Source organism: Sandaracinobacteroides hominis (genome assembly GCF_016464365.1).
GTDB lineage: Bacteria > Pseudomonadota > Alphaproteobacteria > Sphingomonadales > Sphingomonadaceae > Sandaracinobacteroides > Sandaracinobacteroides hominis.
The window spans coordinates 37,954-47,948 of record NZ_JADCUC010000011.1 but is presented as its reverse complement, the minus strand read 5'-3'; the positions used below and the strand labels follow the sequence as shown (position 1 = coordinate 47,948).

Genomic DNA, 9,995 nt, shown 5'->3' with positions numbered 1-9,995 from the left:
GCGCTCAGGCAGGTCGCACCAATGCGCTCCAGATCTCAGAACCCACAAACATCCGTTCACAAACAATCGGTTATCCGACCCCGTCCGTCCAGGATCCCCCGCCTTGCCCGGCAGCAGCAGCGCGATCTTCGCCCACTGCGCATCGTTCAACTCGTACCGCTTGATCCCCATCGTCCGCTCCGCGTTCAACACGGAGCCCTATGAATCAGCGATCAGCCCGTTTGGAAATCCTGAATGTCGATCCCGCCTAGTTCTCTCTCGAGAGTAGGGGCGGCCCGAAAGCCGCCCCAAGGTTCCACCTCAACAATTGCCACTGTGGGTTGAAACCATGATGCCGGGGCGGGCAAACGTCTGAGCATCGAAAGGGGCGAGTTTCTGAGCCCGAAGTTCAGCGACCTGCCGAAGCGAGTATTCGATCAGATTTTGAGCAACCTCGATACGCCTTGCCGCGCCTTCTTCCCCCCTCTGCATGGCTTCCTTCGCCGCCTCCAGCTCGCGAGAGTAAAAGGCTGGCGAGCGCATAACGGCTGCGCATACCCGATTGCATGGGCGACACCCAATATTGCAGGCAGCGCTCATTGCGCGCTCCAACGCGCCAGAGACATGCCCGACTCCCCGAAATGGCTAAGCCACAGCAGCGATGAAATCCCGTCCAGCGCCCTTGGCGATGATGTTCGGATTGATAGCAGCACCTTCATCCGTTCGCAGGAACGATGACAAGGCGGTTGCAATGGATGCCGCCTCAGTCGCTCGGTCACAGTCGCGACCATCGCCCAGGAACGTGAAAGGCAACGTGCCGTTGGGGCACCGGAAATTGCGGAGCGTTCCCTTGAGCCATTCACCATAGGTCGTGGACGCTGGAACTTGCCCATCCAGCGAAGCGCGGGTGCCCTCTGGCGCGTCTTCCGCATCAATGCCCATTTCGCGCCAGCTTTTCAGGATCGGGCTAAACGAGCTCCGGCAGCCCCAATGGGCTGGAATGAGGCCTTCGCTGCCCAGCGGATAGACCTCGCCGTCCCGCGCTCGGCAAACCGCGGAGGTACGACCATCGAGCGTCGCGACCCAGCGCAGACCTTTCAGGATGTCGGCATTGTCAGCATAGGTCATCTGGCGGGCAACGGCCGAGACGTGGCTTATGGCGGTCCGCGCCACCATCTCCGCGCCGCGTCGGCTGAATGCGGTGGCATTCCGCAGTCGCTGGCCAATTTGATCGATCGTTTCGCCCTGAATGACGCCCATGCGAATAGCGGCCCGGAATCTGGTCTGTGCCAGCGCCTCAAGACTGGCATAATATTCCTTCAAGAGACTGCCTTGGAACGGACGGGCAATCATGGCTGCCCTCACTTGGGCAGACGATGGCCGCACGACCTCGACAGAGATCGGCAGCGCGGCACTGATCGCCTTGACGCCGAAATCCGCCTCGATGTCGCCCAACTCTTCCAGCGTCGCCAACGTCTCGGCCCGAAGCTTGCCGCCAAATGCGTGCAGGATGTCTTTTACGTCCTCGAGCAGCAGCTGAAGCCGCACGGTCCGATAGCGCCCTTTGGCGCTCGACGGGTCACGTCGGGCCAGTTGCGCGACCAGGTCACCATCGAGCTGCTTGTAAAGCGCGACCAGGCGCTTCGCTTCGCCGCCCTTGAACGTCTCAAGGAAAATGGCGTGTCGGATCGATGCATTCAGCAGCTTCTCATTTGCCGTGCTCATCTGAAGGCTCCGGCGACCTGATCAACTGCGGCTTCCACAAACCCGGCAGGGGCCTGTCGCGAATGCCCGTCATTGAGCGCGCCGGCATACGGCAGGTTGTTGACGAGATAGATCGGTTCGAATGGCGCCGCGCCGGCAATCGTTGCGGAGCCTTTCGCCTTCGTCGCCGCGCCAGACTTGTCGGTGGTATCCAACTCGTCTTCCGGCGCTCGGCCGATATCGACCTGCCAGTTTCCGCGGAAGCGGCCCGTGTCGACCGGTGACATGTCGACCAGACGAGCCAGGATGCCGAGCGCAATTGCGCGGGTTTCCCGGTTGATGAGGTCGGCGAGGTCGCGCTTGTCCTGTGCGATCCCTGCGCGAAATTCGCTCAGATTGGATATTCCCGTGCTCATGGATTTCTCCGCTTTCGGCTCGGCTGCGTCGTCACGACGGTGACGGAATGTGGGAAGCTATGCCCATTGGAACTCGTTGGAGAAGGGCAGGTTAGGCGGACAAAACCTCCGCCTCTGGCCTTCAGAGGCGCTCGTCGCCAGGAATGCAGTGGGTCACCATCGCCCCCCTGATCGGTATCTTGCCTTCGAGCGTGCGATAGACGCCGTGCTCGTCCCGAAAGAGCATCAAGATATTCTTCGGACGCCGGGCGTCGGCAGCGCGTTCGAGCCGCGCCAGAGTTGCGCGCAATCCGCTGTGCATCTCGATTTCTCCTCAATGGCGAACCGGGGGAGGTGAAGGAATGGAAGCCATCCCCCGGCTCTACGCGGGTGGGATGAGGTCCGCGGTGATGGTGGAGCGCGATCAAGCGTCGCCTCCAATTTCAATGCCGAGGGTTGCTTCGGCGCCCTCGAGAGACAGACCCATCGTGGATAGCAGGTCTCTCGCGCTGAACTCGTGCTGAGGGCTTCGCCGTGCGGTGGGCACAAAGCCCTCCAGGAAGCCGATTAGGTCTAAGGCGGGTGTGCTGGGTGCGCGCTTCGACCGCTCCAGCCGCTCCAGCCGCCCCAGCTTGAAGCTGAGGTTAGCCATTTGCTTGCCTCCGCCAGTTTGCGCCCAGGTCGGTCCACCGCACGCGGATATGGCCGTCGCGATGCGAAAGCACTTCTAGCATTCGGCATTCTTTTTCGAGCGCGAGAAGTGTCGCCGTCGGCGCTAGATCTTGCCGTACTTGTCCCCAAGGGCCGCCAATGGCGGCGTCGTGAGGCAGGAGGGATATGCGCCCCATTACGTCCGCTTCTGCTGGCGATGGGGCACGCCACGCAGTTGCCGGCCCGACTTCATCTACAATGGTCGCCGGGCTATCATGCGAGGGTTCGATCGCCGGCTGCGCCGACACTGGCCAATGAGGCTGTAGTTCCACGTGCCCAGCCTCCAGCGCCGCGAGCCTCTCCGCGAACTGGCCAGTTTCGATGATTTGCCGCTGGGCATGCAGCACCGCCATGCAGCGGGCGGCCTCTTCGGGGGTGATTTCGCCGGCGGCTAATGCAGCGGCAACGACTGCTCCCGCCTCGACTAGCCCAGCGGCATCCCGAACGCTGGGAAGTGCAATCGATATCGGCGCATCCCGGCGAGCCGGCGCAATGCGATCGAGGCACAGTCGAAGCGCTACAGTGTCACCTGCAAGTGCCAAGTCGATAGCCTTTCGGCTCAACTTCTCGTGCTCGCCAGCGAGCAGCTCTTCCACTGCTCGTGAAATGCGATGGCGCGTTCCAGGTGGCTTGCCGGGATTGCCCGGCTGGAACGGCCTCCCCGGCGTATTGCCGGCGTATTTGCGCGGCTTAGGCCGCCTTGCCAGTCACGGGCAGGCCCGCTGCCCAGGCGTCAACATCTGACCGACGAATGCGCGTGGCGCGGCCAATCTTAACGAACGGAATCTCGCCGCGAGCGTGCAGGCGATAGATGGTTGGGATGCTGATGCGCTTCTCTTGCGCCAGTTCCTGCACCGTGATGAGTTCGGACATTACCCAAGGCCTCCTGACTGGTGAGGCCTCCTATTCATGCCGCATTGGTCCGCGGGGCAAGCAAGTCCCGGTAGAACATTTAGGCGATAATTATTCTACCGGGGCCGGCGGCTTTTCCCGAAATGGCCTAATCGCCTTGAATATCATGTCGCGCTTTAGCCCGAAACGAGCTTCTGCAGCGGCAATGGCAGGCTCCACGTTCCCCAACGCCCGCGCCTGCTCTTCCACAAACAAAGCGATATCTGCGTTACGCTGAGCGGTGCCTCCTCGCCGCCGGCCCGGTCGTTTACCGACCAACTGCAAGGTGACTACTCCGTCTCGGCGATCAAGCGCCTGTTCCATCAATCGCAGCGCCGCCCTAATCTCGCCGGCGCTTCCCCGCTCCGAAATCACGCGCAACGCTGCGGCGAGCGTAGCCGTGGTTACCTCTACGCTTTCGTCTGCACTTGCCCGCACTGCCGTCCTTATCAGCCGCTCTAGGCCAATGCCGTGCGTTAGTAGCGCTGATTGGACGCGATGTGCTCTGGCGGGCAAATCATCAGCCGGCAGCTGTTGGTGACATTCACGGCAGACCCTGATTGTGGTGCGCCTGCCGCTCACGCCGCCACCCCGCTCGCGATCTGCACGACCTTGCCGTTCTCCGAGGTGACGAACCGCCCCCAAGCGTCCATCAGCTGGCGCCGCTTCTCCAGCAGATTGCCGCGCCGATAGGCAGCCTCAACCTTGGAGCCGATCGCGTGCGCCAACGCCATTTCGGCGACCTCGCCGGCGAAGCTCGTCTTCTCCGCAACCCAATCGCGGAAGCTCGAGCGGAAGCCATGTGCCGTGACCTTGATGTCCATGTCGCGCAACAGTTTCGTCAATGCCATATCGCTGAGTGGCATTCCCTTGTTCTGGCCTGGGAACACGAGATCGGGTCGGCTCTTCACCTGGCGCTTGCGATACGGAATGGCGCGCCGGAACGCATCGACGGCGGCCGGAGAGAGGGGCACGACATGTTCTTTGCCGGCCTTCATCCGCGCCGCGGGGATGGTCCATAAAGCCGCTTCAAGGTCGACTTCGTCCCACACGGCGCCGCGGATTTCCCCACTGCCAACGGCGGTCAGGATTACCGCTTCAAGCGCCAGGCGCGAAATGCCCTCGCGTTCCCTCAACCGCTCAACGAAGGCCGGCACCCCTTCGAAGGGCATCGCGGCGAAGTGGCCGTCCCGTTTGGGCTGCCGCGGAAGACCCTTCACTATCGAGCGGCGCGGCAGCTCTGCAGGCCGATACCCCTTGCTGAAACCCCAATCGCAGACAGTGGCGATGCGTTGCAGCACCCGGCGGGCCGTCTCCGCCTTCGTAAGCCAGATCGGCGCCAGGATATCGCGAACCTGCCCATGTTCAACGGCGCTGATAGGTTTGTCGCCGATGGCGGGGAACACATAGCTCTCAAGCGTTCGCATCCACTGTGCCGCGTGCTTCGCGTTGCGCCAGCCCTTCTCATGCTCCGCGTAGACGAGCCCGGCAGCCTCTTTGAACGTCGGCATGCCCGCCGACTTCTTGCGCTCCGCAACCGGATCTAGCCCATCTTCGACCTGAGAACGTATCTCTCCAGCTCGCTCCCGAGCGCGCGCTAGGCTGACCTTCGGATATCCGCCAAGGCCGATATCTCGACGCTTTCCCGCCTTCTGGACCCTCACAATCCAGCTTTTTGACACCGCCTTGCCGGCCGATTCCTTCTTGGAGCTGGGCCGAACCCAGAAGAAAAGGCCGTCGCCGTCGCCATAGCGCCCCGGCTCCTTCAGCGCTTGAATGCCGGTGGCAGAAAGCTTGCCCATGTCCCACGTTCCCTCATTCTGTCCCACATGCAGGCAGAGAAGTCAGGATATGCCAAGAAGCGAACCGACGCAAAAACTCTTTGCGTTTCTTAGAGAAATTCCAATTTGTGAGATGTCGAGATAAGCCAAGAAAGGCCGTTTTGGCGGAGCGGGTGGGATTCGAACCCACGATAGGCTTTTGACCTATACACACTTTCCAGGCGTGCGCCTTCGACCACTCGGCCACCGCTCCGTCGCGGCTCCCTTTGCGGGAGGCGCGGCCCTAGCAGGCGGGGGGCATTGTTGACAAGAGCGGGGTCGACGCGCTCTTTCGACGGCATGTCGAAAACCGTTGCCACCGTCATCGCCCAAAGTCTCTCCGCCGCCGGTATCACCCACGCCTTCGCCGTTCCGGGCGAATCCTACCTCGCGCTGCTCGATGCCATGCGCGATGTCGACGTGCGCCTCGTCACCTGCCGGCATGAAGCAGCGGCGGCCAACATGGCCGAGGCGGCGGCAAAGCTCAGCGGCAGGCCCGGCATCGCCATGGTCACGCGCGGCCCCGGCGCCACGCAGGCCTCGATCGGGCTGCATACCGCGCAGCAGGATTCGACGCCGATGCTGCTGCTGGTAGGGCAGGTCGGCGACGACATGCTCGGCCGCGAAGCCTTTCAGGAGGTCGACTACGCGCAATTCTTCGGCAGCATCGCCAAGCAGGTGGTGGTGCTGCGCGAGCCGGATCGCGTCGGCGAACAGATGGCGGCAGCACTGGCAACGGCAATCTCCGGCCGGCCCGGCCCGGTCGTGGTGGTGCTCCCCGACGACAAGCTGGGGCTTCCTTCCGAAAGCCGCGCCGTTCCCCCGGCGCCGGTATCCGCACCCGCACCTTCCCCTGACGCCATGGAGACAATCGCCCACCTGCTCGCGTCCGCCAAGCGGCCCATGCTGATGCTCGGCGGGCCGCTGTGGACCGCCACGGACAAGGCGCTGGCCGAAGAAATCGCCGTGCGGCTGGGTGTTCCGGTAGTGACCAGCTGGCGCCGCAAGGACCGCTTCGACAACACGCACCCACATTATGCCGGCGAGCTGGGCCTCGGCGCCAATCCGGCGCTGCTGGCGGCGGTGAAGTCCTCCGACCTTCTGCTCGTCGTCGGCGCCCGCCTCACCGAGAATGCAACACAGGGCTATGGCCTGTTCGACCAGCAATTCGCCTCGCAAACGCTGGTCCACATATGCGGCGACGCCGGCGCGCTGGGCCGCTGCTGGCAGCCGCGCCTCGCCGTGCATGCAGCGGCCGGACCGACACTGCAGGCACTCGCCGAGTTACCGGCGCAGGAACGCTCCGAGTGGGTGGCGCAATGCGCCGCCCTGCACCGCAACTGGGCACAGCCCACCGCAGTCCAACAGGGCGTAAACCCCGCAGCCGTCATCGGCGCCCTCTCCACTCTCCCGGCGGATACCATCTTCTGCAACGGCGCCGGCAATTTCGCCGCCTGGCTGCACCGTTTCCACCTGCACCGCCACGCCCACACCCAGCTCGCACCGACATCGGGCGCCATGGGCTATGGCGTGCCCGCAGGCATCGCCGCCTCCATCCTGCACCCGGATCGGCAGGTGGTAGTGGTCGCCGGAGACGGCGATTTCCTGATGTCCGGGCAAGAGCTGGCAACCGTGGCGCACGAAGGCGCAACCACCCTGTTCGTGGTGATGGACAATGCGCAATATGGCACCATCCGCATGCACCAGGCGCGCGATTTCCCGGGCCGCCCCAGCGCCACGCGCCTCACCAATCCGGATTTCGCCGCCTTCGCCCGCAGCTTCGGCCTGCACGGCGAGACGGTGCGCGAAACGGCGGATTTCGCCCCCGCGCTAAGGCGTTGCCGGGGCCGCGCCGCGCTGATCCATGTGCTGGTCGATCCGCAGGAGATCTCGCCAGGCCGGCGGCTGGAACCCGGCGCATGAGCCTGCAACCCGCCGAACAGGCAGCGCTCGGCACCATAGACCCGGCGGCAATGCTGGCACAGGTCGAGAGCTGGTGCGCGGTGAACTCCGGCAGCCGTAACCTCGCCGGACTGGAGGCGACCGCGACCCTGCTGGCAGAAGCCTTCGCAGCGCTCGGCGACGTGCAGGCGCTGGAACCAGCCGAGGCAAGCCAGATGCGCGCCGACGGCGAGGTCGTGCCGCTCCAGCACGGCCGCAACCTGCATCTGGTCGTCCGGCCGCAAGCGCCGACGCGCGTGCTGCTGACCGGCCACTACGATACGGTTTTCCCCGCCGATCACCCGTTCCAGTCGCTCCACTGGCGCGAACCCGGCGTGCTCAACGCGCCGGGCGCTGCCGACATGAAGGGCGGCATCGCCATCCTGCTGGCGGCGCTGAAGGCGCTGGAAGCGAGCCCCTGGGCGGCCGACCTCGGCTATGAGGTGGTGCTGAACTCCGACGAGGAAGTCTCCTCCCCCGGCTCCGCGCCGCTGCTGATGGAATGCGCCCGGCGGGTCGACGCCGGCCTCACGTTCGAGCCGAGCCTGCCCGACGGCACGCTGGCCGGCGCCCGCCCCGGAAGCGGCAATTTCGCGCTGCATGTGGCGGGCCGCGCCGCCCATGCCGGCCGCGAGCCCGAAAAGGGCCGCAACGCCGTGCTCGCCGCCGCCGATCTGGGGCTTCGGCTCGCTGCACTGGTCGCACCCGACCTCAAGGTCAACGTCGCCAGAATCGAAGGCGGCGGTCCAAACAATGTCGTCCCGGATTCAGCAGTGTTGCGCGTGAACATGCGCCCCTCGACACCAGAGGCCGAGGCGCGGGCGCTGGCGTCGCTCGATGCAGCGGTGGCAGCCGTGTCCGCCGGGCGCGAGGTGTCCATCCACCGCCACGGCAGCTTCGGCCGCCCGCCAAAGCCGCTGGACGCCAACCAGCTGCGCCTGTTCGAGCTGGTGAAGGCGACCGGCGCCGACCTCGGGCTGGGCATAGGCTGGCGCGACGCCGGCGGCGTCTGCGATGGCAATAATCTGGCAGCGACGGGCCTTGCCGTGGTGGACACGCTGGGCGCGCGCGGCGGCGCCATCCATTCCGCAGACGAATATCTGCTGGTGGAAAGCCTGAAGGAACGCGCCGAACTGGCGGCACTGTTGCTGATGCGGATGGCGCAGTCAGGCTTCCGCCGGCGTTCCTAGGAAGCCACGTCCACCTCGCTCTTCCGGAGGCCTGGATTGCGCCAGGCATAGACGGCCAGAGCCAACAGCCCGATCGCGCTCAGCCAATAGGGCAGTTCCGGCTTCAGCTCATAGAGCCCGATGCCGATGGCAGGCGCCAGAATGAAGCAGGCGCCGTTGGTCGCCGTCACCGCGCCTGCCACCCCGCCCTGCTCGGCCCGCGAAACCGCCAGCGACGAGCCGGCGGTGAACCCCGGCCGGGCAAAGCCGAAGCCGGCCGAAGCCACCGCAAACGCCAGGATCAGCGCGTGGAAATTCGGAGCAAAGGCGATCCCCGCCACCCCCACCGCAGCGATCAGCGTGCCCCAGCGCATCAGCTGCGACGGGGAAAGGTCAAGAAGGCGGATGATGCCCCATTGCGCCAGCAGCGTCGCCCCGGCCCCCGCCATGAAGGCGATGGAGATGAGCTGCGTGGGATGCACGCTCAACTCGCCTGCCATGCGATCGATGATGAAAAATCCGATTGCCTGCCCCGTCGCCGCCTGCAGCGATCCGGCGCAAAAGCCGAAGATCATGAAGGGCTTGATGCGCCGATCGGTGATCCGCATCCGCCCGCGCACACCCGTGGCGGTGGTTTCCTCCGCCGCCATGGCGCTCGCCCCCGTCGACATGCCGCCGATGGTGGGCATGGTGGAGGCAGCGCCCCGCCCCGGCTGCAGCGCTTCGCCACGCCCCGGCGTATCGTCGGGCAGGCCCATCTGCAGCGCGATCACCACGAACAGCGCGATGCCGGCAAAGGCGAACATCGGCCCCGAAAGCTCGACAATGGGCAGGATGAAGATCGGCGCGATTGCCGGGCCAAGGATGGTGCCCATTCCAAAGGCAGATGCGAGGATGGCAAGCGCCGAGGTGCGCTCCGCCTTGCTGGTGCGCCCGGCCACATAGGCCTGCGCCGCGGGGTTGGCGGCCGCCCCGAACACGCCGAACAGACTGCGCGCCACGGTGAAGAGCGCGAAGGTGACAAGCGGCGGTATCAGCCCGTGGATGCCCGAAAGGATGACGATGGCGCACAGCAGCATGGAGATGCCGAAGCCGATCACCCCCACCTGCATCAGCCGCCGCCTGCCCTCTATGTCGGAACGGCGCGCCCAGTAAGGCGCGCTGAAGGTCCAGAACAGCGCCGACAGCGAGAAGATCACCGCAATCGCCATGTCCGGGATCCGGATCTCCCGGCCGATCACCGGAAGCACCGATTGCAGCGCGGTATTGCCGGCCGCGGTTACCAGCAATGCAACAAAGACCAGTGCAAAATGGTTGCGTGGAAGGGATGGTGTCGCCGTCACCCTTCCTTGCTAGGACGGGCCGGTTGGAATTGCACCCCCCGA

Annotated in this window: 10 protein-coding genes and 1 tRNA gene; 2 read left to right on the top strand and 9 right to left on the bottom strand. The window is 64.9% G+C overall.

What is annotated here, in order from left to right:
- The 8 genes from IM784_RS16275 to IM784_RS16240 form a co-directional block, all read right to left on the bottom strand.
- Nucleotides 1-165 (bottom strand): transposase (locus tag IM784_RS16275; protein ID WP_199556405.1); only part of this gene is annotated, 165 nt, incomplete at its 3' end.
- Between the two features lie 459 nt (nucleotides 166-624).
- Complete coding sequence (locus tag IM784_RS16270; RefSeq protein ID WP_199556402.1) at nucleotides 625-1,704, bottom strand: phage minor head protein; 1,080 nt, start codon at nucleotides 1,702-1,704, stop codon at nucleotides 625-627.
- Nucleotides 1,701-2,099, bottom strand: a complete 399-nt coding sequence (locus IM784_RS16265; protein ID WP_199556401.1) for an HK97 gp10 family phage protein — start codon at nucleotides 2,097-2,099, stop codon at nucleotides 1,701-1,703. The genes IM784_RS16270 and IM784_RS16265 overlap by 4 nt, the downstream gene beginning before the upstream one ends.
- Nucleotides 2,100-2,220: 121 nt before the next feature.
- Nucleotides 2,221-2,400, bottom strand: a complete 180-nt coding sequence (locus IM784_RS16260; protein ID WP_199556400.1) for a hypothetical protein — start codon at nucleotides 2,398-2,400, stop codon at nucleotides 2,221-2,223.
- A gap of 322 nt (nucleotides 2,401-2,722) precedes the next feature.
- Entirely contained in the window at nucleotides 2,723-3,385 is a 663-nt protein-coding gene (locus tag IM784_RS16255) for a hypothetical protein (RefSeq protein ID WP_199556399.1), read from the bottom strand.
- 94 nt (nucleotides 3,386-3,479) lie between these two features.
- A complete protein-coding gene (locus tag IM784_RS16250) occupies nucleotides 3,480-3,662 on the bottom strand; it encodes a helix-turn-helix domain-containing protein (RefSeq protein WP_199556398.1) in 183 nt (60 codons plus the stop codon).
- Nucleotides 3,663-4,258: 596 nt separating this feature from the next.
- Nucleotides 4,259-5,482, bottom strand: a complete 1,224-nt coding sequence (locus tag IM784_RS16245) for a tyrosine-type recombinase/integrase (RefSeq protein WP_199556397.1) — start codon at nucleotides 5,480-5,482, stop codon at nucleotides 4,259-4,261.
- Nucleotides 5,483-5,623: 141 nt separating this feature from the next.
- Nucleotides 5,624-5,714, bottom strand: a tRNA-Ser gene (locus IM784_RS16240).
- Between the two features lie 86 nt (nucleotides 5,715-5,800).
- Here IM784_RS16240 and IM784_RS16235 point away from each other — a divergent pair.
- Nucleotides 5,801-7,423, top strand: coding sequence for a thiamine pyrophosphate-dependent enzyme (locus IM784_RS16235; protein WP_199556396.1), 1,623 nt, complete (start codon nucleotides 5,801-5,803; stop codon nucleotides 7,421-7,423).
- Nucleotides 7,420-8,631, top strand: coding sequence for a hydrolase (locus IM784_RS16230; protein WP_199556395.1), 1,212 nt, complete (start codon nucleotides 7,420-7,422; stop codon nucleotides 8,629-8,631). The genes IM784_RS16235 and IM784_RS16230 overlap by 4 nt, the downstream gene beginning before the upstream one ends.
- On the opposite strand, the gene IM784_RS16225 is transcribed toward IM784_RS16230, so the two are convergent.
- Nucleotides 8,628-9,899 carry an MFS transporter gene (locus IM784_RS16225; RefSeq protein ID WP_235977441.1) on the bottom strand — a complete coding sequence of 424 codons (1,272 nt, stop codon included), beginning with the start codon at nucleotides 9,897-9,899 and terminating at the stop codon, nucleotides 8,628-8,630. The two genes, IM784_RS16230 and IM784_RS16225, sit on opposite strands and share 4 nt — an antisense overlap.
- Nucleotides 9,900-9,995: the final 96 nt, after the last annotated feature.